The sequence below is a fragment of the Candidatus Kapaibacterium sp. genome, from assembly GCA_025059875.1.
Lineage (GTDB): Bacteria > Bacteroidota > Ignavibacteria > Kapaibacteriales > HRBIN21 > HRBIN21.
In genome coordinates this window covers 261,506-286,044 of record JANXCT010000001.1, presented here as the reverse complement: position 1 = coordinate 286,044, position 24,539 = coordinate 261,506, and the positions used below count along the sequence as shown (strand labels likewise).

Here is a 24,539-nt window from a genome sequence, read left to right as displayed (position 1 = left end):
GTGACACAATAGTTACTAAGACGGCTGCATCAAGCCTGGCGTGTCTTCTTGGAACGGCGTGTTTAGAATGTCACAACTCGTTGCAATTCTGTCACGCTAACATTCTGGCTCCGACGATCACAGGGCTGCATATGGAGCGTATTTTTGCGGCAGGTCTTATGGTACAACACTGCCTGTACGAGCTATCCTCGTCACCCGAGGGCAGAGGGCTCATGTAGGCACTGGGCGACGGTAGCTTATCGGACGCCCATCTCTGCGCAAGTCAGGTCAACAACAGATGGGCAAAGCAAATGAGGTTGCTTCTCGTCTGCTTACTGAGCCTTCCCGCAATTGCCCAGCTCAACTTCACGGGGATCGGTCCTACAGTGTGGATACCGTACAGGGAGGTCAACGATGCGGTCCGAATCGGTTACGGCAGCAGTCTCGTGCTGGGCTCTCGGCAGTACTGCCAGTTGTGGGGACTTGTAGGCGTCCACTACTATCGGCTGCAGATGCGCGACTCTGGCGAGATCCGGCACCGCCCGCTACCCCCGAAGTACGAAGAGGTCGTTAGCCTTGAAGCTGCCCTCCGCTTCTTCCCATGGCATCCTACCCAGGTACCACTGTATGCCCACGTCGGGCTCCTTGCTAACGGCATCAATGCCCGCGACGGTGCCTTGCCTGCTGGACTGGGAACGGCTATCGGCGCTGGGATTGTCTTCCCCTTCTCTGATCCTTGCTGCTCGTGGTTCCTGGAAGCCTCGGGGCAGTATGCACTGTGGAATATCCTCCTGCGGGATGAAGCCCGTCCAATCGTCCGCAGTTGGCTTGTTGGACTTCACTTCCGGTTGGGGCTATGAAGCACTGGTACTGGGTTGCTGCCGTACTACTCCTTGGATGTACTCGCCCACCACAGTACGACGACATCCTCCGCATCCGACCAGAGTTCGTCTCCCAGTGGCGCAATGCACTCCAGGACACGCTCTACGGCGGTTTCTTCGTCCGAGGGACGGCCGTAGAACTCCAGATCCGCCCAAACCCTCGCGGTGGGCATGATACAATCCTGCTCTTCCGACCCGCTGAGACGGAAGGTGAGCGTCCCCAATTTTGGCAAGTCCCAGTAGTGCAGCTTCAGAACATTGCCCTCCGCTTTGGGCTGGACACGAGCCGCTACGGTGGCTGGGACATCGTGGAAACCTATGCCGTCACCGAACGCATCCCCAGAATCCGTTCCATCCCCGTGCGTGCCCGTGAGTGCGATTGTCTACCGCTGGGCGTAGAGCTCCCAGGGCTGACTATTCGCTGTCCGGAGCGGGCTTTTGGATGGTACTTCCTCGAACTCCGAGGCACGGCGGCTCTCTACAGCGACGTTCCCACCCGCGACAGCCGCATAGGCCGACTCCGCTACCTCGGCGAGGTAGCCGCAGGAGTACGCTTAGGAACCTACCGCGAGTGGGGAATTGGGCTCCTCTACAGCTCTGGGATTCCTGTGTACAACTCCTTCCGCAGCGAGCTACTTCGGCGTCCGCTAACGCTCCTCCATGTCCGGTACCAGATCGGCAACCACCGAGTACGGCGGGAGACACAGAAGCGGTTTATCTTCGACCCGATGCATGGCCCCCAAGAGATCTCGGCCCAGATAGAGGAAGCTATTGGTTCCACCGCCCCTGTCAGTGGATGCATACGACCTTATCTCTTCGCACAGCTCGGCGCTAGCCTGGACCGTCTAACGCTTCGGATGGCGCGCTTCTGGCTGTCGCAGCGACAAGACTGTAGCAAATGCGTCCGCTTCCTCCGCGATCTAGAGGCTTCCGGACGGCTGCCACAGGTAGATTTCAGCCTACCTATCACTTGGGGCTTGGGAGCTGGGGTCGAGATTACGCTGACCCCTTGGATTGACCTTGCTGCAGACGTTGCTTGGCGCTCGATTGCGATTGGTGAAGAGACCAACCTGCTCGGCTTCCAGAATGTGCCCTCCAGCCGGCGGCTCAATGCCTGGCTCTTCCGCGTCGGCGTCACGTTCTGAGGAAGTCCCTTTGCGGAGTGAGGAGATCATGCACATCCGCACTATCACTATGCTGAGCTCCTTGCTCGTGCTGAGCCTCTCCTGTACCTGTCCGGAGCTGCAGCCCGATCCCTTCTCGGACGTCAGGGTTCGAGAGGCCACGATTACGCAGTTTGACCCCCGCTGGGATGCCGCACGGGGTGTACCCGTGCCGACGTACTCCATCCACACCTTCCTCTTCCCCTCTACACCGGCCAGCTCCGGATCACTGCCGAACGACGATCGCATTGCCTTAGGACAGCTCTTAGTCTTAGGGCAGCAGAGCTTCGTGGACCAGGGCCAGACGTATACGGCCCAAGCCGTCACGGTCCGCCCTCCAAACTGGACTATGCAGGGGGACTGGATGGTGGTGGAGGTAGACCCCACAACCAACCCGCCAGAGGCATGGATCCGCGTTGCTGGCTGGATTGAGCGCCTCCCCGATCCACTCCTCTCGGCCAGTGCAGAGGACTTCGTCAACTACCTCCGAGCTCGTCTGGGGCAGTTGAACGCAGCGGCCCGTTCGGCCTCGCTCTTCGGGAGAGGGCTACCGACCCAGCGAGCCACGGACGATGTTGTGCTCCGTGTACTGGATGCCCAGGGCAATGATGTCACAGGGACCGTCCCCGTGCCACTGGACATCGTCCAGCTCTTAAGCTCATTCCTCCAGCCTGCTTTAGACATCCGGGTCCGTATCGGCGAGGTCTACTACTACCGGGCAAAGAGTGGAGCGGAGTTCGCTGTGCTCATCGAAGACATCCGTCCTGGGACGCTTCCACCGAACCTGAACCGCGTCACAATCAAGTTCGCGCAAGTGCTCACAGTAGAGGGGTGCCGGACGCCATGAGACACTTGCTCCATTCCGTAGTACTCCTTGTCGCGCTATGGTGGGGGTGCTCCACGCCTTCACGCTTCGAGCGTCCACGTGGGAACTTGGAGCCCGTGAACTCTCCCGCAGCAGACTTTGCCCCTAGCTTCCGGCCCATCGCCCCAAACGAGCTCTTCTTCACATCGAGCCGCCGAGGTTCAGAGGACCTCTGGTCTGCCGCTATCGCGCTCAGCACCCCTTCCCCACAGTTCCAACCACCGCTACTGGACTCCTCCGGTTTTGGGCGCTGGCTGACGAGCCTGCCTGCAAACGAGGGGACGGCTGCTTTCATCTCTCCAACGGAGGGGATTGCAGCAGCTCAGCGGGCAATCACGCCTGAAGCTCCCGTCTCCGGCGGAATGGACCTCTTCGGCTTCATCTTCGTTGGCGGGACCTGGCGTGCATTCCCGTTAGGAGATACCATCAACTCACCAGCCTGGGATGCCCAGCCCACGATCGGAGCCCGTGGAGACACGGTCCTCCTTATCTTCGCCTCCGATCGCATGGTCCCTTCGCCCTCACCAGAACGTGGGTGGAGTAGGCCCTTCGCAAACGCCTTCTCCGTGCTTCCGAATGGGGACACACTCTGGGGGAACGCGGACCTCTACTACGCCTTCCGCGTTGGCGGGCGCTGGACACCTGCCCGCAACCTCGCAGAAGTCCCTGGAGGCAGCAGTGTTAACACCCCCGCGCAGGAGTACTTCCCATTCCTCTTCTGCCCAGAGTACCGTCCACGCCTCCTCTTCACCAGCAATCGGACGGGGGACTTCGACCTCTACATCGCTGAGCTCGACGTGGACTTCGCTCGCCAACGTCTGGCAGTCCGCACAGTGCGGGCTTTCCCGAAGGGAGAAGACACGATCAACACCCGTGCTGCAGAGCTCTCTCCTGCTATCCCTTACCCGCATGCAACTCCAGACTCGCTGCGGTGGCTCTTTTTCGCCTCAGACCGGGATACCTCGCCACGGCCCAGTCCCCACTCGCCGCAGCGCTCTATCCGCAACGTTGGTGGCATCGACCTGTACGCTTTCCCCGTCGTCCTCGAGTGCCGGCCGCCTCGGATCACCTACTCCATCGTCATACTGGATGCCGAGGTCCCCTCTCGTCCGGTCCCCCAGCCTGTCTTGGAGCTACGCGATGGCTCTGGACGTGTCATAGAACGGCGCACCGCTCAACGAGCAACCTTTGAGCTCGCCCCAAGCAAACCCTACAGCGCCGCTGGCGGCTCCCTGTACGACTCCCTAACGTGCGAACGCCCAGAGCGAATGCTGACCTTCTACACTGACGCCGATGGGACGCCGACGCGGCAGCGCCTCGCACTCTCCCAGCGGAGCAGGACCGGCAGCTTCATGATTGCTGGGATTACCGCTGACACTATCATTTCTGACACCGTCTGGGTCTTCCCCGCCTGGTACACTCCCCCGCAGTGCTCCTGGATCTTCTCTGAGATGCTCAGAGACCCTTTGCGGCGTAGTGTGCCATACTACCAGACGGCCTTCTGGGAAGTCAACACCCCGGCGAACCTCCGACGCCACCTACTTCTCTTTCGAACCCGAGCGTATGAGGATGCCGGCTTCATCGAGCTCCACCCGGACAATCAGTACTTCGGCTACCAGTACGTCCAGCCGGCTGCCCTCCGGATGCGGCGAGAGCGACGTTATGAGAAGCGTGTCTCTGAGTACGCCTTCTTTGCCCGGATTGTTGAGCGAAACCTTCGGCTCCTGGCCGATAGCATTACCCGCATCATCATCCCCCGATTCCTGGACTACAACGCTCGGCGGAACGGACAGGCGAAGCTCATCATCACGTTAGCTGCCTACAGCGACTTCCGCCCGATCATTCGTGGAGACTACCGCGGCAGTGAGGTAGTAAGCTACATTGGCGGCTCCTACGACTCCGCTTCAGGCCAGATTCGGCTCTACCCGATTGTCGTCCTGCCTGGTGCAAGCCTTGTGGGACGTGACAATGACACCCTCTCTAAGCTCCGCGCTTTCTTCGGTTTCCGCGAGCTTCTCCAGCGCCTTCAGGAGGACAGTCTCTTCACTGCCCTCCGAAGGAACGGGCAGATCCTGTTGCCAACGGATACAGAGTCCGTAGAGGAGTTCCAGCGCCGCATCCGCCAGACGCCTATCATCTTCCTCGCCGAAGGGCGACAGTACGACCCCACTGTGATCCCCAGAAGACCTGCGTACACAGCTGAGCGGGTTGATGACTACTACGAACTGGACGTAGTCCGCCGGATAGACCTCTTTGCAGACGTAGTAGAGTACCAGGGACCCCTCCTCCGCAGGCCTCCGTGCTGCGCTCCGTGACAGGAGGACTCACGGCATCCAGAGGAAACGCACTGCTCTCGGTGGGCTGTCAGGCTGCCTAACAACCGCTGTGTAGATCCCGGACGCCATCTGTGTGCATGGGAGCCTGAATTCTACCCGCTGCCCAGCACGTCCACTGTCGGCACGCCACCGGAACACTTCGCGACCGAAGAGGTCTACAACCCTCATGTCAGCCCCCTCGTCCGAGCCAAGCAAGAGAACGAGCCTCAGGCAATCGCCATCTCGCTCTACCCAGATTGAGGTCGCTGCTCCGGTGCCGAAGCGACGCTGCTGAGCAAGGCAGAGGCTATCCACTACTAACATCCCGGCCCGGGTGGAGAGCAGGACCAGTCGAGTAGCACGAATGCTATCACTGAGTAGCTCCAACGGCGTCTGAATCTGGGGATGCCATAGCGCCTTGCCAACGACACGGAAAGGGACTTCCTGCAGTAGGCCTTCGGGAAAGTCCGCCTCTACGAGGAGCTCGCCCGGGCGCTGCTCTCGCCATCGCAGAGTAGAAGCCCCCTCCACGTGCTGCACTGCATAGAGCCGCCAGTCATACCGGAGCCGAAGTCTGAGGAAGCTCACGGCCACTGTAGCCCCACTGTCCTCCAGGACCGCACTGATAGGAATGACCACTTGCTCGCCTGGTTTGGCTCGCAAGACCGGCATCCCCAGCCACAGCCGCGCTGGACGGACTGCCGCTTCCACGGCCTCTCCAATGAAGGTGAGCTGTAGTGCTGTATCACAGGGTTCCGCCCATCGGAGCAGCAGCTGGAGAGTATCTCGCCGCGGAGCTTGCGCGGGAGCGTAGAAGAGCCGCAGCCAGCGTTCCTCTCCGCCAGCGAGGGTATCGGGGAGCCGAGGAGGGGCTTCAAGCCCGAATGGTGGTACGATGCCCTCCACAGCGCTCAACACGATGGGGAAGGGATTCGGATTCCGAATTCGCAATGTCCGCTGGCCCCGCTGCCCGAGGCTAACTTGCCCGAAATCAGTAGCATCGGCACTGAGCTCATACCCAACGGCCTGTGCAGCTCCCTGCAGCGTCAGGCGCTGGATGAGCACACAGGTATCTACCTGCAGCCGATACTCCAGCTCTGCTCGGTACCGTCCCTCTCGCCTGGGATGGAAGCGCACGTGGATGGACTGCCCGTCGGCAAGGAGTGTCCCAGCAGACCACTCCACCGAGAAGGCTTCTGCATCCCCAACGAGTTCGTACCCAACAAGCCTTACGTCGCGAGCGTTGGTGCGGAATTCAACCGCCTGCTCTACAGTATCCAGACTTCCACACCACACGGCGGTCCCAAAATCAACCCCGCTGACAGTCAAGCCTGCTGTGACCCCCTCGACAAGGACACGGATCGGGACGCGCAGGGTATCCCCACAGGGGCTCACGACGAAGGAAGCCTCCGTCTGGAACAGTCCCTGTCCCGGAGGCACCACCCGTAGGCGTACCGTCCGGCTCTCAGAGGGCTGTAGCTCTGCCGGCATCCCGAAGACCGATATACCCACCGCAGGCAGTACTTCTACACGTGCTGGAAGGATGCCTACGTTGCTCACCACCAAGCTCGTTTCCGCCACCACCTGGCAGCCCCGCAGCGCCGGAAGCTCTATCTGGGAGGCCGAGAGACGCACTTGAGGCAGCGCTGCTGTCGCCGTCAGACTTACCCGGACCGTATCCTGGCATTGCCCAGCTCTGACGGCCACAGCCAGCTCCTGCGCGTGGGTTCCAATCACTGGAGTATAGCGAAGCCGCAAAGCGATGCTGTCTCCGGCAGCGAGCTCCACGGGGAAGGCTGGACCGAGAAGCTGAAATGGAGTACCAACCTGGGCTGCTTCTGCTGTCAGCTGCGTTCCACTCTGGTTGTACAGCCACACCGTCGTATCCCGCGGACGAGCCTGACAGAGGGCCTCCGTACCAAACGAGAGTTCGGCCATTCCAAAGCTGGCAATCCCAGGCTGCCGTTCTCCGCGCACTGACAGTTCCACAACGGCCGAGCATGGGAGGGTGAGGAACCGAACGACCCCACCATAGCTCCCACCGCGTGGTGGGGCAAAGCGTACGCGAAGGGTCAGCGACTGTCCGACCGGCACTTCTGCCGGAAAGCTCTGCCCAACGATCGCAAACCCCGAGGGCAACGAGGGACGAAACAGTAGTACGGGAACATTCCCCCTGTTCGTCAGCCGAACCGTGCGCTCTCGGACGCTCTCGCACGCACCTAAGACTCCGAAATCCAGCACGGCAGAATCCGCCACAAGCTCAACCCGCCGCAGCTTCAGCTCAATGACCCCAGAAGTTCCTATGCAGCCCGCCTCGCTCCAGCCCGTTACCCAGTAGCGCCCTGGCCGGGTTGTCCGCAGGACTGGGCTGGAGTCGACGGGTGTCCCTTCGTAGTACCACCGATACCGCCACGCTCCTGAAGCACGCAGCACCGCCGTGTCTCCGGGACAGAGAAGCGAGTCACCCTCTACCGCTACCCAGAGCCGAGGCCGTGGGTGGACGCGTACCTCAATCTCTGCCGAAGTCACACACCCCAGTGCTGTCCGCGCCTGCACGGCATATCGTCCGCTGGTACGGACAACGAGCCGTGGCTCCGTTGCCCCAACGAGCTGCACCCCATTGAGTGTCCACTGGTACCGATACGCCGCCGTATCGGCATTCTCTACCCATAGCACAATGCTGTCGCCTTCACAGACTTCTCGGGCAGAGGCACGCACCTGCGGCACTGGTGGAAGCGGCTTCTCTACCGTGGCCTCAGCATAGCTCTCTTCCGCATACGAACGGCCCCGAGCCAATGTAGCCCCTGGGGCATTCCCTAAGCGGTTATCGGTCCAGTAGCGAAAGGCGTAGACATGGTACGTCAGGCGAGCTCCGCAGGGGAAGGGGAACGTATCCACAGCCCGCCGGGTAGCACCTAGGGTCTGTGCCACAACGATCCCTGTCCCGATCCGCTCGCCTACGGCATACGTCCGCCCGTCTTCGGGCACACTCCGTCGCCCGACAGTATCGCGCACGACGATGTACCCTTGCAGGCTATCCTGCGGATAAGCATCTTCCGCTGCAGACCACTCCAGCACTACTCCAGCAGTGGTCAACTCAGTCCTCTGGAATGCCGGAGCATTCCAGCGCGGCTGCCGAACCCGACGCCATAGTAACTGATTGAGGTCACGGTGTCGTGGACTCTGGTTGGGAAGCCCTTTCGTGACGTCCTCCGTTTGTGCTGCTGTGGAGTCTATCCCTGAGCCGGACGCGTATGCCGCTGTGGACAGTCCAGGAACTACCCGAACGCTACCAGGATTTGGGCATGGACCGTTGTGGTGTACCTTTGGTGGCGGGAGCGAATCAAAGAAGGGTCCGGGCACATCCCGATGCCCCAAGGCATGCACGTGCCGCCCCTGGGGGTCCAGCACTTGCAAAATATCCCCCTGCAGCGCTACGTTGAGTGCGACATCCTCCCACGTCAGGCCAGGGTTGTTGTCCAGCCGGATCTGCTCGAAGTACGTCGTGTTCTGGGCTCCTATCTCGATGTAGCCGTCGCGCGGGTCAGCGTCCACCACTTGGGAGCCCCGGTGGTTGATGACGATGATGGTACCAGCCCGCAAGCGGCTCCAGAGCGGCACATTCCGAAAGCGGACACCCCCCTGCTGCTGAGTCTGTGTCTGGTTGTTGTCGGTCAGCACGTAACCACGCAGATCCAACGTGTCGGCAAGCACGAGGAGCTCCGTCCACTCCTCCACCGGCAACGGGCTGGTGTTGAAGTACTCGCTGACAATGATTGGTGGCGTCTGTGACTTCAACGGATGACCACCCGTTGTAACAGCAGCTACAACGATGGCCAGATACAGCCGCCAGCCCATCACTCCTCCATCAGCGCACAATCAGTACCGGCACTCGCTGATACTGTCCTTCCGCCTCAGCGACAAACCACACCACACCACTGGCGAGCTGCTGTACAGGAACAGCCAGGAGCCGTTCACCGGCCTGCGTAACCTCGCCATTCCAGAGCGTTTGCCCAAGGTTGGAGAGGAGCACCAGCCGAATGCGGATGCCGTGAGGATTCCACACTCGGACCGTGACCTCTTGCTGCACCGGCTGCGTCACTACCGCAACCTGGAACTCCGTCTCTGCTGTTTCCTCGCTGATCCCAACTGGCTGCACGACTACCCGGGCAGTGTCAGAGAGTGCAATCCCACATTCGCCGCGAACGGCACAGTAGTAAGCACCAGAGTCGCGGCGCTGCACAGCCGGAATCGTCAGCGTCGCAGAGGTTCCGCCGGGAATCGGCTGTCCGTTTCGGTACCACTGGTACTGCAACGTTCCACTCCCCACAGCAGCGACGCTCAGCACGAGCGGACTCCCTTCCACGACTGTGACTTGCCGCTGGGGCTGTTGGGTAACTCGGGTGTCAGGCTTGAGCCCAACCTCTACTGGTAGCGACGTATCCGAACCACACTCGTTGAAGACGACGTAGCGGTATTCTCCGACGGTGGTGTCAGTGATGAGCACAGCCACTGGCTGTCCAACAGGCCGTGGACCCGTCACGGGACGTCCATTGCAGAGCAGAACGTACCGAAGCCTCTTCCCTGGCTGTCGGAGTGTGAAGGTCAGCACATCGCCTCGGCAGAGGCTGTTCGGCAGTGTTAACTCTGCCTGGGCTGTAGGAGCTTCCAGCACATCCACAAGTGCTGGTGCCGAGAAGGCTTCAGCACCCTCAATCGCAGCATGGAGCTGGTAGGTTCCGGAGTCACTAGTCAGCACAGGGAAGATCCGGAGTTCCTCGGTGGTTGCACCACTGATGCGGCCACCGTCACGCAGTGGTACCCCATCCTTGAACCACTGGTAGCGGATTGGCAACCCTGAGGGCACAGAGATAGCCAAGCCGCGCAATCGAAGGACATCCCCAGCACAGATGTTACCCCCGCGGGGCTGCTCCGCGAAGCTGACGCGCAGCAGTGTAATTCGGACGGGCCGAGAACTGTCACGCCCGCACCGTCCGATCACGACAACGTCGTAGGTCCCCAACGTGTCCGATGGCTGGACACGGCGAATCGTCAGCAGCGACGAGTTTACCCCCGTGATCCTGTCGCTCTCTCGTAACGGAACACCACCACGGCGCCACTGGTAGCGGCCATCCACTACCTCAGCTTCCACCCTCAAGTAGACCGTCTCGCCAAGAGGAACGGCCTGGTCTGTTGGCTGCTGCGTGATGCGTGTCGGCCCAACCACATAGACGTAGGCTATTGCAGAGGTCTCCGGCGGGCACGTCCCGACCCCCGTAACTACACACCAATAAGCTCCTCCCAGCTCATAGGCCGACTCCTGAATCCGAAGGATGGGGAAAGTCGCCCCTGGAATCGGCTTGCCTTCTCGGTACCACTGGAAGCGAAGGCCCGTACCCGTAGCTCTCAAGCGTAGCTCTATCGGCCCGCCTATGCACACCAGCACCGATCGGGGCTGTTCCAGAATACGCGGGGGAGCATTGATTGTGAAGAGTGCGCTGGTATCAGCATACCACGGACGGGCTTCATCTACTACGCGAATCCGGTAGACGGTCCCCACACTCTCCGTGTCAGGCACACTCCAGGCAAAACTCCCAGCTGCCGCCAGAACGCCAGTCGCAATGACCTGATAGGTACGCCCACTATCGCGCGACAACTCTATCCGCACTGTCCTTACCCCGCGCGCCTCCCATCGGATCTGATGCACGTTCCCGCCACACCACTGCGCACCCGACGACGGCTCTACGATCCGAAGGCATGGCGTCTCAATGTAGATTGGATTCGCTGAGCCGCCAGAGGGATTGACCGTGGAGACGTTCAGCCATCGCCCGTCGGGAGAAGTCCAGTAGTTCACCAAGGCTCCATCCTCAAACCGGCGCTCCTCGATCCGTCGGATCCCCGTTGGCAGAGTGTTCGGGATGAGTGTTGCCCACGCGCCACGGACGGAATCTAGAGCTGCATAGAATGGCGCTCCACCAGGCAGCAAGAGTCCTTCATCTTGCACCATTGCTGTGGCGATTGGACGCCCTGTCCCCGCTTCATTGTCGTAGAAGCAGAGGATACGCTTCGGCAGCACACAACTGCGCCGATCTGCTAAGCCAGTGGCCCGGGACGGCTCGCTGCCGAATTCCAGTGTCCGCATGAAGAGCGTACCACTGAAGCGACGGATTAAGTTGCCTACGCTGTCGCCCAGGAACAGAAGCCAGTAGATCCGGTTGCCCTCCGCAAAGCGGATGTTGGTACTTGGGATTAGGTTCAACCACAGCCGTACGCTGGTCTGCCCCGGCCCAGTGCGGAAGACAGAGTATTGGCCTGGGGTAGTCAGCGAACGCAACGGGTTGTAGTAGAAGCTGTCGCGTATGGCATCGTAGAAGATGGTGATCCCCGCCCCCACCCCCGTGGTAGTTGTCGAAGTATCACCACCGGCAAAGTAGCGGTATGTCGTGTTAGGCTGCAAATCCGTCAGCTCCACCAACGCCCACGTGGGAAGCCGCAACGTGGCGCTGAGTGACTTCATGTACTGTGGCACGATGAGCTCACTCATCTGGGGTAACGGCAGTACGGTGAACGGCGCCGTCTGCACTGCCGGTAGGTCCGGAGAGGAAACTCTCAGAACGTATGTCCCCGGCTGATCGAGTACCAGGTCTGTGAAGCTTGCTACCCCGTTCGTCGGCGTCCTGGAAAGCGTTCCACTCAGGGTACCCGGGCCTGAGACCTTCGTCACCGTCAGCACCTCCGGGTAGTTAGGGTCTACAGTACCGTCAGGCCGGCGAGCCTCCACCGTGAGCGGCGGTAGCGGAACACCTGCATACCCTACAGTTGGTGCCGCAGTGATGGCTAAATGAGACGCCCGCGGTAGGACTGTAAATGGTGCGCTGACACCATCAGCGAGGAGCTGTCCCGCCGTACGGCTCGCCCGCAGCCGCACGCCCGATTCCGCTACTGAGTACCGAACCCCAGAGATCACGACTGTATTCGTCCCAGCCGAGATAACGCCCGTGAGCGTTCCGCTCAATGTTCCCGTTCCCGTAGCCACCGAGAGCACTACTGTAGTGTTCTGCGTAACGTTCCGCGGGATGCCGTTGTCATCTTCAGCCCGCACAGTGACGGAGAAAGGGGTGTGGGCTGAGGGCGTAGATGGCACGATCTCTGTGATGGACAGCCGTGTCGGCAGCCCCGCTGCAGGGACGCTCGTCACGAAGATGTCATCTACGCGCAACTGTGGGCGCGTTCCCGTTGCCGGCGGCACGTAGTAGTATTTCCACCGAAGCTGCACCACGGGTTGATTCTCCACGGCTGCTGGTAGCGTAATCGGGCCAAACGTCTGCGAATGCCCCGCTGTCTGACTGGCTACGTACTCCACTGGCTGGCCTCCGACGAGGACGTCAGTAAAGCTACCCGTCGTACCAATCCGGTACTGCAGCCGAATCCGATATTCGCGTGCCCCCGTCGCTACCGTGCCGCCGGTCCAGGTTACCTGGATGTTGACTCGTCCCGTGGTGTTCAGCGCTAAGACCGCTGCGCCAAGATTGCCATTCGTAGCAGTGTTGAGGAACGAAAAGCCATCGGCCCCAAGGCCATTGATACGTGTTCCGCTCGTAAGGTTGTATGCCCCTGTGTAATCTGCTACCATCTCGTCGGCGAGCTGGGGATCCTGAACATTCGTTCGGTGGAAGATCATGTTCGGCGGGTACGTACCAGCTGGACTCGTAGGAGACCACTCTGTTAAGCTGTAGTGACCTGACGACAGGTCAAACGGGGTCGGATTGGATTGCGCTGCCGCTTGGAGGCAGAGGCAGATGGTGAGTACCCATGTCATTCTGATCGTTCTCATGGGCCTTTGGCGACAAAACATGGCACATACCACGGGTCAGGAGCAAAAATACCAGACTCACCATCGCCGCATCCCCAGGCGAATGCAACGGGGTGATAACATCACCCGCCACCCAGAAGTAGCGACAGCACTGCCATCCGAATAGCTACGCCGTGCGTGACCTGCTGCCGGATGTAAGAGTTCGCCCCCAAAGCCACCTCAGGAACTAGCTCCACACCGTAGTTCACCGGACCGGGATGCAGAATCCGTACAGCAGGGTTCCACCCCACGACCTGCTCGGTAATCCCGAAGAAGCGGTGATACTCCTCTAGGCTCGCCACTAGTCCGCTTTCCATCCGTTCCCGCTGGAGGCGGAGTACGTTGAGGACGTCGGCCCATTCTACAGCTTCGCGCAAGTCCCGAAATAACCGAATCCCCCAGACCCGTTCCACATTGTGGGGCAGCAACGTCGCCGGACCGCAGACGGCAACTTCAGCCCCAAAAAGCCGCAAAAGGGCGATGTTGGAACGGGCAACCCGGCTATGCAGCACGTCCCCAACGATACACACTCGTAGCCCCCGCAGAGTCCCAAAGTGCTTCCAGAGCGTAAAGCCATCCAGAAGGGCCTGTGTAGGATGCTCGTGTTGGCCATCACCTGCATTGATAATACTGCAACTCAGAAAGCGCCGCAGCAGCCAAGGGACCCCCGAAGCCCGATGGCGGACTACTAGAGCGTCGATTCCCATGGCTTCTAGAGTCTGCACCGTATCGAGCAATGACTCTCCCTTTGCTAGACTGCTAGCAGCTGCTTGAAACGAGACAACATCCGCCGAAAGACGCCTTGCTGCCAACTCAAAGCTTACCCGCGTTCGAGTGGAAGGCTCAAAGAAGGCCAGCACGACGGTCTTCCCACGTAGGTCCGGCAAACGATGTTGTGCAGAGCGACAGTACGGCAGGTACGCCTCTGCACGGTGGAAGATGAGCTCAACCTCTTCCCGCGTCAACTCAGAAATACCCAGTAGATGATGCTGCCGCAAGCCGGGCGCCATGATGCTCCAAAAAATGCTATGCACATCTCTCGCCTCTGCACTCAGCTCGGCAGAGCTCTCCTGATGATCCCACCAAGCCTCTCTAAGTGACGCACCTCAAAGGCCCAAGCACAATGCCGCTTGCTTGGGGGATCCTACCTCTGAATGGCCCCAAAGACATAGAAAAGGCCGCCACCCCTAAGGGGAGACGGCCCTTCTTCTGACGCTCAAGGGCTGCCGAGCCTACTTTCTCTTCGCTGCCTTCTTCGCAGCTGCTTTTGGAGCTACAGCCCTCTTCTGACCGCTGACCAGCTCCCGCAGCGTCTTCCCAGGTGTAAACTTCGGCACCTTGCGCGCCGGGATAGTAATGCGGGCACCCGTTCGCGGATTACGCCCTCTCCGCGCTGCCCGCTGCTGCACACTAAAGGTTCCAAAGCCCACCAGCCCAACCGACTCACCTTTAGCCAGTGCCTCAGACACAGCATCCACGACGCCCTTGAGCGCCTTCTCGGCAACCGCTTTAGATAAACCGGTCTTTTGAGCGATTGCCGCAACTAACTCCGCCTTGTTCATGGAACCACCCCATAGTTGTGGCACAATATCCCAAACGGCGTCACTAAAATACAACAAATCATCCACAAATGCAACTTCGCATCACCCTGAAAACGGCTCTACGACAAGGATTCCTGCCCCCAACTCCTTGAGACGGCGCGCCAACACTGCCTTTTTCCAACAGACACTCCTGCACGACTACTCTCCACGCTGCTAGAGTATACCATCCCCGGCCCCCTTCTGCAGAACTACTCCGCAGGTGGACGTCACTCTATTGGTGTCAACAGCTCCACAAGCACCGTTCGGCTGTACGCTCGCCCCTCTGGCAGCTCATTCGGGTACAGCAAGACATCGCTGCCAATCGCGCGGATCTCCGGGGTAACATCGCGGACCCCTAAAGCCTGCCAGACAGCTCGGCAGCGCTGGTCAGCAAGACGTCTGTTGTAAGCTGGATCGCCCGTCCGATCGGCGTAGCCACTGATGACAACTCTCGTCCCCGACATGATCCGTTGCCGGATAACCGGAAGAAGGCGGCGATGGTCTTTCGTAAGGGTTGCCTTGTCGTACTCAAACAGCATGAAGGCAAACCGTTCTAGCCGCTCGTTGCCCATGCGCTCAGCGCGTTTGTGGCGAAGGCTGAGACGACGGAACGAAGTCGTGATCCGGGCCACTCGTTCTGTACCCAGAGTGTCTCGCACTGAAAGCTCGGCAGAGATTACTGTATCCCCCGTAGCAAGTTGCTCCGGTACAAGGGACAGTGCCAACTCTGCTGGCGGCATCCCCTTACCCTCCTGACTCTGCAGGACTGTGCCAGCACGGAGGAGCCGCAGTTGCCACCGCGCAACAGTAGTTTCCGCCTGCACTGACATGCGGGCAAGGATCGTGCTTGGATTGACCACGTAGCCAATCTCAGAGAGGAACACTGGAGCTAAAATCTCCGGCACCGTTGCAGAGAGCTCCACTCGCCGGTTTTCTTCTTGCCCATCTGGGGTAGCCGGATTAGCAGGGATCGCCGGCAGAAGACGGGACTGAACCTGAAGGCGCTCCGGAGCTATCCCCCAGACGGAGGTAAGATAGCTGCGCACAGCTTCCGCTCTCTTCCGTGCTAGCTGCCGGTTGTTCTCTTCCACACCCACGTTGCTGACACAGCCCGTTATGGTCAGTCGTGCCTGAGGAAACTGCTGCAAACGCTTGCCGACAATGTTGAGCAGATGGTAGTACACCTGCAACGTCTTCATCGGGAGGGAACGCTCATTGAAGTGTTGCGCTTCCGGCGGCGTAAGGAGCTGCATACGCGTCTGCGACAGCTCTGCTGAGCCCTCAGGGAAGAAGATGTAGGGGAGCAGTGGGAAAGCTTCCTCTTGCTCCAGCTCCTCCACGACCAGCTGGGTCGCCGTGTCAGGCAATGCGAGTTGAACAGTCGGCGTCAGCATTGGATGCCGCGGCACACGACGCTCCCAGAGCTCTGCTACTGTCGTACGGTACAAAGGACGGTCCCCAGCGCTCAGCGTATCCGTGCGCGATTGCCGATCGCGCAGAACCACCTCCTCTCGAGCAAGGCCAACGACCCTAACGACGCTCGTATCTCTGTGGTAGATGGTGTCGCGTAGTGGCTCCGGAGGAGGATAGAGGGAGTACGCCGCCGATATCCCCAACCGGAAGGCCGATGGCTTCCAGGAGACACTGCTGAGGTTGGTCAGAAAGAAGGTGTAAGAGAGCGTAGGGGCAAATTCCACCCCATGTCCCAACGGGAGCCAATAGCCTACAGCGAAGCTGCCTCCCAGCAGTGCCCAGGGAGCTTCTGGAATCTGGCCCTCAAACTCATTGCGTCGCCGACTTCCCTCCAGCGCAAAAACAGCACCTTCTGGCATTACTAGCTGCTCATACTGGTGGTAGCGCCGGTGTATCAACACTCCAACATTGACTCCAAGGCGAACGAAGAAACGCTCAAAGAAGCGCGAGCTCAGTCCAATATCAGCTGCCACAGCCCTTAGGGAAGCCCGCAGTGTATGCTCTACCTCCGCTGTGCGCACGACGATATCCCCATTTTCCTCGCGAAGGGCAACGTTGCCAATCGATTCGCGCTCCCAGAGCTCTCCTGAGAGCGTCCAGAACCCAAGCTGACCGGATAGCCAAGCGTAGGGGAGCCAGGGATACTCACCTACAAGGCCCACTGTCATCCCGGTCCCGCGCCCCCCATCGAAGCCAGGACAGCAGTTTGGGACGCCTGGCAACTGGCGGAACTGTGCCGAGAAGAGATTCGCCCCGTAGCCCCACGAGATTCCAACGCGTGCAATCGGCTGCGGAACCTGAGCTATGGTGACGGCAACGCTCCCAACTATCAGCCATCCATACCGTACGCCCATTTCACTCCCGCCAAGTAAGGTCAGCAGGAGCAAAAATAGGTGTTACCCCCTCATCGGACCCGAACTGTCAACGCTCCCTGCCTGCTGGGTCGGTAGCGTGAAGATGCCAACGAACTCACCTCCTATGCACTCCACTCGCAACTCGGTCCTGAGACGACGGAAGAACGCTTGCGCTAAGAGCAACAGGAAGCTTATCTCGTCCTCGACCGCCTCTAGCTGAGAGCACGACTGTATCCGCACAACCGCATCACCGAGAGCAGGCGTTGCCAGAGCAACGACCGTCCACTCGGAGATCCCCTCGCGAGCATCTGCTTCTACTTGCAACGTTACCTCCCCCGAACTCCACCAGCAGAGAGGGCTTGTAACAGTGTGCTCAAACCTTCCCGGAAGAGGGAGGCCTGGACGCCAATTTCCGTTGCCTCTGCCTCCGACGGGATCGACGTACAAAGCTGGATACCAAGGCGCTCCGCCTCCGCAACCAGCTCACCCAGAATTGAGGCCACAGCGACTGGCTGCTCGGTGACGGTAACAGCAATCTCTGGAGTTTCAGCGACAATCCCAAGCAGGTACTCCGCTCCTTCGCGAATCGCAGCAACGTAGTCCCGTAGCTCCTCCTCTGAAGCATACTGCCGCTGCGCAATGAGCTCTGCAAATCCCACGAGCCCTGTCAACCCATTCCGAAGCTGGAAGCCTAGGCGGGAGAGGAAGTCTGCCTTGAACTCACTCGCCTCCAGAGCCCACTGCTGGGCCAACATGAGTTGCCGCCGCGCAACTTCCTGCTGTCGTTGAAGCTCCTTCTGCGCCGTGATGTCGCGACCAATAGCGTAGATCAGACCATCTTGCAGAGAGCGCGTTAGGTTCCACCCTATCCAGCGCTGTTGGCCAGTCTTCGTCCACATTGGAACCTCCACGATGACGGCCTCTTCGTCTGGGGCAGAGGCAATCTGCTGGCGTACCTGCTCGCGATAGCTTGGGACGACAAGTTCCTCCACAGGCTTTCCAGCCAGCTCCTCTGGCTCAAATCCTAAGACAGCCTGCAATGCTGGGTTTGACGTCCGCCACCGCCCATCGACCTCCCATACGGCAATGATATCCTGCGACGCTTCCAAAATCCGCCGCTGTGCCCGCGTCATCTGCCCCGCTAGGGCTAGAGGCCGTGCCCGGGTTGTAACGAGCGACAGCACAAATCCGAAACCGATAGCACTCAGCGCAATCCCGCCTCCCAGAACTGCCCACGGAAGCCATCGCTGGTAAAGCCCCTCAAACGCTGGAACTGTGGCGAAGCGTAAGCGCAGGTTTCGATCTCCGAGCCTCAGCGATCGCTCGGCGACAAGCAGAGGCGCCTCCCTGTTTCCTGCTTCCCAGTTAGGCGAAGCTACAATCCGTACGGTATGGGTCTCCTCTCCCGACGCCGGCTGAACATCAAAGCCCTCAAAAACGATCAAGGAGTCCGTTGGGGCAGGTGGTAACAGAGCGTTCTGGAACAGCGGCTTCCCAGCAAGTTCTAGGACGATGACTCCCTCGACGAAGCGGTCACCTACCCGGAGGCGGCTGAAGGGATGGGGCTCTGTGCGATAAATCGGCGCAACGAGTCCGAAGCCCCACACTGTATCCCGATCTGCCCGCAGCGGAATCCAGGGAGTAGCCGTAATGCTACCAGTCGAGTAGGCCCGCTCTATAGCATCCCGCCATGCAGGATGGGCTATCGCGTTCCATTCTACCCATTGAGGTGCTGAATCCGTCGGCACGACGTACAGGAGTGGGAAGAGGTATGGCACCGTCTCCGAAGGGAAAATGCGGTATTCCCAGTACCGCTCTGAACGCGCATAGTGCAGATAATTCCCCAACTGCTCACTCTCCACGCAGGGAGCGTAAGCAACCGAGAGTACCGCGGGATTGCTGCGCGCCGGTACTGTTGCATAGAGCTCGAATACATCACGGACGACCTGGACGAAGTTGGTGTAGAGCCCTTGGACCGAGCGTGCAATCTCCTCGTGATGCCGGATGTGACGCTCCAAACGGGTGAGGACTGAAGAGACGGCGCGATCGAAGAGTGCTTCCTGCTCTGCCCGAATCTGCGACCGCGTCTGCCACCATAGTGCCAGATTCGCCCCCAACAGCACGAGGAGGACAACGAAGGCAGCCCACGTTACCCGTAGGTCCCACAGACGGACACGGTGAGCGGTGCCTCGGGTAAAGAGGGCTTCATAAGAGGGCTCTCTTTCTACCGGCCACATGTCCCTTCCCACCTCTAGGCGTGGGGCAAAGATGCATCCGACAGAAGCCGAGTCTACTCTGCTGCTAGGGCGTCGTAGGGAAGCGGATCGGGAACCCCTGCCTCCTGGAACCCTCGAAGCCGAAGCAAGCAAGAGTCGCAACGGCCGCAAGGAATGTCTTCCCGAACGTAGCACGACCACGTTAGGTGAAACGGCACTCTTAACCCTACCCCCGTGCGTACGATGTCACACTTGCGCATGTGGATGACTGGAGTCAGAAGTGTGATTCGCGTCTCTGGGTGCGTCCCCAGCTCAATGACTCGCTGGAAAGCCTCGTAGAAGACCTGACGGCAGTCAGGATACCCGCTGGAATCCTCCTCCACGGCTCCAATGACAATGGCCTCCGCTTTCAGGACTTCTGCCCAGCTCGTAGCAATGCTCAAGAGATTAGCATTGCGGAACGGAACGTATGTCGGCGGCACTTCAGCCCGATCAACCCGTCCTTCGGGAACGGGGATCCGCTCATCAGTGAGCGCGCTCCCTCCGATGGAGCGTAGGTAGTCAATGGAAACCACCAGCTGCCGACTGATTCCCCAAGCTTCACAGATATCGTGGAATGCCCGCTGTTCACGGCGGGCCGTGCGATGAGCATAGGTGACATGAAGAGCTGCTATCTCGTACCCCTGGTGGCGCACGAGTGCAGCCGCAACAGTAGAATCCATGCCACCGCTCATCAGTGCGACAGCCAGCTTAGGAGTTGCAGCCATCCTTCTTCTGCACTAACTCCGGGAAAGCGTCTGCTAGTAGTTCTGGCCGACGTTCTAGGGTCTTCCGCAGAGCTTGCTCGTAGCGCCACTGACGAATTGCTTCATGGTCTCCGCTGAGTAGTACCTCGGGAACCTTATAGCCACGGAAGTCGGCCGGCCGAGTGTAGATCGGCGGCTCCAGCAGCCCGGCTTGGAAAGAGTCTTCCAAGGCGGACTCAGGGTCATTCAGCGCACCAGGCAGGAGCCGCACAATAGCATCAATCAGCACCAGCGCTGGTAACTCTCCACCCGTAAGGACGTAGTCTCCGATACTGATCTCCTTCGTCACGAGCACATCTCGAATGCGCTGGTCCACGCCCTTGTAGTGGCCTGCCAAGATGATGAGATTCCGGCACAACGACAGCCGGTTCACCAGAGCCTGGGTAAGGCGTTCCCCGTCTGCGGTCATATAGATGACCTCGTCGTATTGCCGCTCAGCCTGTAGCTTCTCGATGCACGCGAAGACGGGTTCGCATCGAATAACCATCCCAGGGCCGCCACCGTACGGGGCGTCATCAATATGTCCGTGGCGATCAACGCCGTACTGGTGGAGGTCGTGGATGACAATCCGCACAATCCCTCTCCGCTGCGCCCGCCCGAGGATGCTCTGCCCTATGACGGGCTGGATAATCCCTGGGAGGGCTGTGATGACGTCAATCCGCAGCAACTCCGAAGTCCGGAGAGAGTTCTGCTCCATGGTTCCGCTTCGGCTCTGCTATCTCTAGCAGCCCCGGCAGCAGCCGGACTCCAATACGGCGGTGTCGTACGTCCACCCACCGTACAACGTCCGGGATAGCTGGCAGTGGCAAGTACGCTGTCTCTAACTCTACGACCCAAACATCGTTGGCGGGCAGTAGCCAGACATCTACCACCGTGCCCAGATGTTGCCCTGCCCCTTCCTCAACGACCGTGCATCCGAGGATGTCCTCTATAGCCCACCCCTCCTCCTGTGTACTGCCTGCGAGCTCTACCTCCTCAACGAAGACCCCATGCTCCAGCAGCTTCCGAGCCTGCTCTACCGTTGTGATTCCTTCCAAGAACACCACCATCCCCCGCACCAGGGGCTGCAGGGAACGGATACGGTAGGGATGCGCGAACTCCGCCGAGTAGCCAACCGCTACGATTTGGCCTCCGCGAAGCTCCCATCGCTCCACTTCCGGTGCCCAACGGAGCACGAGCCCTCCGCGGAGTCCGTGCGTTCGGACGAATGAGCCGATATAGCGCAACCTCCTTTCAGCGTCCATGGGTTAGGTGCGGAAGGAGTCGTGCAACGATGATTGCTGGAAGCTCAGCGGCCCGCTCTTCACTGCGGTAAAGGTTACGCGCCCCAGCCTCTTCTCGCTTCGTACGGATGTCGTAGATGTAGGCGTTCACCAGTATCTTGCCCGGCAGCAGATTGAAGTTTCCAGTCACAACCTTATCAGCTCGCAGTAACTGCGCTGCTTTCCAAATATCCGAGTCGTACTGTGGCGTCGTAGGGTCCAAGTTGAGCTCGCCTAGCACGAGCTCTAGCGAGTCCCGAGGGATCAAGAGGTAGTGCTGCCGAGCTGTATCAGCCTGGGCTAGCAGAGTGGTGATACTATCAGCAAGGCGATAACACCAGAAGTTGTAGCGCAGGTCCCCGTCCATGTTGCGGAACGGCAGAACTGCAATGCGTACCTGGGCCCAAAGGGCCACGCTGAGCACGGCCAGGCCAATCACATACCTCATTGCTCTCCTTGCGAATGCCCTACCAACCGTTGAAGCTGCTGTAGATGGAGCACAATCTGCTCGTAGAGAGCGGGGACAGCATTCCAAGAATGATTCCGCGCGCACTCCATCACTTGAATTCCCAGCTCCGCCAGCTCAGTCAGCCCAAACTGCAGGCAAGAGCCTTTGAGCGTATGCCCAAGCCGGTAGAGTTCGGCATCATTCTGCTTGTGAGCTGCTTCCAGGATTAGAGGTGCTTCATGCTGCCACGTATCTACGAACTCCGGCAGAAGCTCTCGGAGCAATGGGTCATCCGGAAGCCGCATCACCCCTTCCCGAAGTCAACCGATGGAGAAGAAGTGCGCCGGGGGACACTGTAAGCCGAATTCTGTCTTCCCCGTTCTTCGGGGGAGGCAGCCATGTATCTTGGGGGATGGTCTCCCATCCCCTCCAGCGGCCTACCCGGATGTGAGGGGTCTCCGTTGGAGGGAGCCCCCAGCGGGCGAGCCACCCGCCACCCCTGGAGCGTGGTCCACATCCCTACTCGGCCTTGCTCCGCGTGGGGTTTGCCAAGCCACCTCGGTTACCCGAGGTGCTGGTGGGCTCTTACCCCACCCTTTCACCCTTGCCTCCATGACCCCATGGAGTCGTGGCAACTCCATGAGCGGATTGGCGGTCTGGTCTCTGTGGCACTGTCCGTCGGACCTCCCCAACGGAGTTCCGCCCGGCGGTTAGCCGGCACGCTGCTCTGCGGAGTTCGGACTTTCCTCAGGAACCAGCACATTGGCTCCCGCGGCTGCCCGCGTCCCCCGGCTTTGCTGGTAGAAAGACGAAGATTCACTGCCCTTAGCATACTGTCGTTGCGACATCCGAGCCCCGACTCGCGCCAGTCGATCGGCCTCGTAGTTAGCCTCCCGTGGAATATGCTCTATGCGGACCGGAACCTGCAGCTCCTGCAATCTCCGCCGTGCCTCTTCCCACAGAGAGAGCAAGTGTTGTGTCCGGACGCGGTAGCTGCCAGTCAGCTGCTGAACCAACAGTTGGCTATCGCTGCAGATAGTCACGCTGTCCAGTTGGACATCCAAGTTGGGAAGGATCTCTAAGGCCCGCAGGAGAGCACGGTACTCGGCGACGTTATTCGTTGCAGTTCCGATGGACTCAGCACATTGGAGTAGTGGAGCGCCATTGTCACCTACGATGACCACACCAATTCCTGCCGGGCCGGGATTCCCAGCCGCTGCTCCATCAATGAAGACATGTAGCTTCATGATAGCGCTTCCGCCTCTTCGAGCTCGGGAAGGCGCTCCTCTGGGTAGAGAATCCTGCCGCAGTGTTCGCAACGGAAGATATGTTCGCGGTACATGCGAATCTCCACCAACCGTTGGGGAGTAATGCGACTGTAGCACCCAGAGCAGCTTTCTCGGCGGACCGGCACCAATGCATCGCGATGGAAGGAACGGACGCGCTCATACTCTCCCAGCAACTCCGAACGTACCTTCTGGACCAGTCGCTGCCGCCATTGGTGGAGCTGCACGACCTCGTCACTCTGGTGGCTGCTCAACAGCTCCAGCGCGTGTTCCAGTTCTGCCAGCTCCTGTTGCGCACGTGCTAATTCTTCCTCTTGCCGCTGGAGGATGCTCTCCAGGTTCTCCAACTTGACCACCGAATTGCGGAGCTCCTGCTCAATACGTTCCCGCTCGCTCCGTACATTCTGAATCTCACGGGTCAACGCATCGAACTCTCGGTTGTTCCGGACCCGGAACTGCTGCTCGGAGAGTCGTTGCTCGCGGTCGCGCAACTCTTGGATGGTAATATGCGCCTGAGCGCGGAAGGAGCGGATCTCCTCGATGATGCCACGAGTTTCGTTGACTAGTGCCTCATGGTGCTGTACAGCTTGGCGGGCGCGCTGTACTTGGTCAGGCAGTTCGCCGAAGTCCTCTTGCAGCTCATCCAGTCGCCGGTCAATCACAGCGATGAGCGCGAGGTAGTAGATCTGGTCCTTCATTGAGTCCAGCAGCAGCTGTGAGACCTGGAGCCCCTTGCCAGTACCAATGAATAGGCGCACGCCACGAACGCGCGATCTTCACAGGGACGGAATCAGAAAGGCAACGTCGTAGAAGTTCTGCCATCGCCTCCGGGACATAGCGCTCTGTCTCTGCATGCCCTGCATCAATGAGCCACAGCCGATGCTGTGCTTGGAGGAAGGCATGGTACTTGACATCACCGGTGATGAAAGCGTCCAGACCCCGCTGCAGTACCTGCGGTAAGAAGCTTGCTCCGCTCCCACCAACGAGAGCAACCATCCGAATGGCGTGAGGTCTACCCGGGACATACCGTACTGGCTGTCCACTGTACCTTGCGACACGTTCTATCAGCTCCCGGGCTTCCAGGGGCGGATCGCACTCCACAACCGATCCCATCCCATACCCTGCATACCGAGGATCCGGCAGCAGCGGCTCCCGGACCCGCAGCCCTAAAGCATGAGCAAGCCGTGCAGTCGTTCCTTCCGGATGGGCATCAACCCGTGTGTGGAGGACCACAAGGGCAATCCCGTACTGGATGAGCAGCGTGCTCAAATGCCCAACACGATCCGCCTCCGTAAGAGCCCGAAGCGGCGAAAAGAGGAGAGGATGGAAGGCAACAATAAGGTCATACCCACCTTGCCGAGCCTCCTCAATGACAGCATCCGTGACCTCGTAGCACACCAGGATGGCATTGACTTCTTGCCGCCCTGATTGAAGTTGGAGCCCTGTTACATCACCTTCGTTCGCCGTCTCTGGGGGAAACTCTTGGTCTACCAGTGCTAGAAACTCTGTGAGGGCTATGCCCATGAGGCTATGTAGCTCGCAAGCATGCAAACTTACGA

Annotated in this window: 18 protein-coding genes and 1 other RNA gene; 4 read left to right on the top strand and 15 right to left on the bottom strand. The window is 59.7% G+C overall.

The window, feature by feature from the left end:
- Positions 1-290: 290 nt before the first annotated feature.
- The 4 genes from NZ960_01330 to NZ960_01315 are packed head-to-tail and all read left to right on the top strand — an operon-like array spanning position 291 to position 5,203.
- Positions 291-839, top strand: a complete 549-nt coding sequence (locus tag NZ960_01330; GenBank protein ID MCS7176261.1) for a hypothetical protein — start codon at positions 291-293, stop codon at positions 837-839.
- Positions 836-2,005 carry a hypothetical protein gene (locus tag NZ960_01325; protein MCS7176260.1) on the top strand — a complete coding sequence of 390 codons (1,170 nt, stop codon included), beginning with the start codon at positions 836-838 and terminating at the stop codon, positions 2,003-2,005. The genes NZ960_01330 and NZ960_01325 overlap by 4 nt, the downstream gene beginning before the upstream one ends.
- 28 nt (positions 2,006-2,033) lie before the next feature.
- Positions 2,034-2,870, top strand: coding sequence for a hypothetical protein (locus NZ960_01320; protein ID MCS7176259.1), 837 nt, complete (start codon positions 2,034-2,036; stop codon positions 2,868-2,870).
- Entirely contained in the window at positions 2,867-5,203 is a 2,337-nt protein-coding gene (locus tag NZ960_01315; GenBank protein MCS7176258.1) for a hypothetical protein, read from the top strand. The genes NZ960_01320 and NZ960_01315 overlap by 4 nt, the downstream gene beginning before the upstream one ends.
- Before the next feature lie 9 nt (positions 5,204-5,212).
- On the opposite strand, the gene NZ960_01310 is transcribed toward NZ960_01315, so the two are convergent.
- The 15 genes from NZ960_01310 to NZ960_01240 all read right to left on the bottom strand — a co-directional run bounded on the left by NZ960_01310 (position 5,213) and on the right by NZ960_01240 (position 24,504).
- Positions 5,213-9,061 (bottom strand): choice-of-anchor D domain-containing protein, encoded by a 3,849-nt coding sequence (locus NZ960_01310; protein MCS7176257.1) that lies wholly within the window; start codon positions 9,059-9,061, stop codon positions 5,213-5,215.
- Between the two features lie 10 nt (positions 9,062-9,071).
- Positions 9,072-13,022: an immunoglobulin domain-containing protein gene (locus NZ960_01305; GenBank protein MCS7176256.1), complete on the bottom strand. Its 3,951-nt coding sequence runs from the start codon at positions 13,020-13,022 to the stop codon at positions 9,072-9,074.
- A 116-nt stretch (positions 13,023-13,138) separates the two neighbouring features.
- Entirely contained in the window at positions 13,139-14,065 is a 927-nt protein-coding gene (locus NZ960_01300; GenBank protein ID MCS7176255.1) for an aspartate carbamoyltransferase catalytic subunit, read from the bottom strand.
- Between the two features lie 222 nt (positions 14,066-14,287).
- Positions 14,288-14,617, bottom strand: a complete 330-nt coding sequence (locus NZ960_01295) for an HU family DNA-binding protein (protein MCS7176254.1) — start codon at positions 14,615-14,617, stop codon at positions 14,288-14,290.
- 245 nt (positions 14,618-14,862) lie between these two features.
- Complete coding sequence (locus NZ960_01290; protein MCS7176253.1) at positions 14,863-16,962, bottom strand: OmpA family protein; 2,100 nt, start codon at positions 16,960-16,962, stop codon at positions 14,863-14,865.
- Positions 16,963-17,004: 42 nt separating this feature from the next.
- Positions 17,005-17,286, bottom strand: a complete 282-nt coding sequence (locus NZ960_01285; GenBank protein ID MCS7176252.1) for a hypothetical protein — start codon at positions 17,284-17,286, stop codon at positions 17,005-17,007.
- Positions 17,287-17,288: 2 nt separating this feature from the next.
- Entirely contained in the window at positions 17,289-19,199 is a 1,911-nt protein-coding gene (locus tag NZ960_01280; protein ID MCS7176251.1) for a CHASE domain-containing protein, read from the bottom strand.
- Between the two features lie 53 nt (positions 19,200-19,252).
- On the bottom strand, positions 19,253-19,945 hold the full coding sequence (gene queC, locus NZ960_01275; GenBank protein ID MCS7176250.1) for a 7-cyano-7-deazaguanine synthase QueC: 693 nt from the start codon (positions 19,943-19,945) through the stop codon (positions 19,253-19,255).
- Complete coding sequence (gene trmD, locus NZ960_01270; GenBank protein MCS7176249.1) at positions 19,929-20,648, bottom strand: tRNA (guanosine(37)-N1)-methyltransferase TrmD; 720 nt, start codon at positions 20,646-20,648, stop codon at positions 19,929-19,931. Before trmD ends, queC begins: the two co-directional genes overlap by 17 nt.
- The gene (rimM, locus tag NZ960_01265; GenBank protein ID MCS7176248.1) at positions 20,638-21,228 is read right to left on the bottom strand and encodes a ribosome maturation factor RimM; all 591 of its coding nucleotides are present in this window, start codon (positions 21,226-21,228) and stop codon (positions 20,638-20,640) included. The genes trmD and rimM overlap by 11 nt, the downstream gene beginning before the upstream one ends.
- A complete protein-coding gene (locus tag NZ960_01260) occupies positions 21,218-21,694 on the bottom strand; it encodes a CsgG/HfaB family protein (GenBank protein ID MCS7176247.1) in 477 nt (158 codons plus the stop codon). Before NZ960_01260 ends, rimM begins: the two co-directional genes overlap by 11 nt.
- A complete protein-coding gene (locus NZ960_01255; GenBank protein ID MCS7176246.1) occupies positions 21,691-21,999 on the bottom strand; it encodes an Hpt domain-containing protein in 309 nt (102 codons plus the stop codon). Before NZ960_01255 ends, NZ960_01260 begins: the two co-directional genes overlap by 4 nt.
- 35 nt (positions 22,000-22,034) lie before the next feature.
- Positions 22,035-22,485: RNase P RNA component class A (gene rnpB, locus NZ960_01250), an RNA gene on the bottom strand.
- A gap of 452 nt (positions 22,486-22,937) precedes the next feature.
- Entirely contained in the window at positions 22,938-23,678 is a 741-nt protein-coding gene (locus tag NZ960_01245) for a C4-type zinc ribbon domain-containing protein (protein ID MCS7176245.1), read from the bottom strand.
- Positions 23,635-24,504, bottom strand: coding sequence for a Nif3-like dinuclear metal center hexameric protein (locus NZ960_01240; protein ID MCS7176244.1), 870 nt, complete (start codon positions 24,502-24,504; stop codon positions 23,635-23,637). The genes NZ960_01245 and NZ960_01240 overlap by 44 nt, the downstream gene beginning before the upstream one ends.
- Positions 24,505-24,539: the final 35 nt, after the last annotated feature.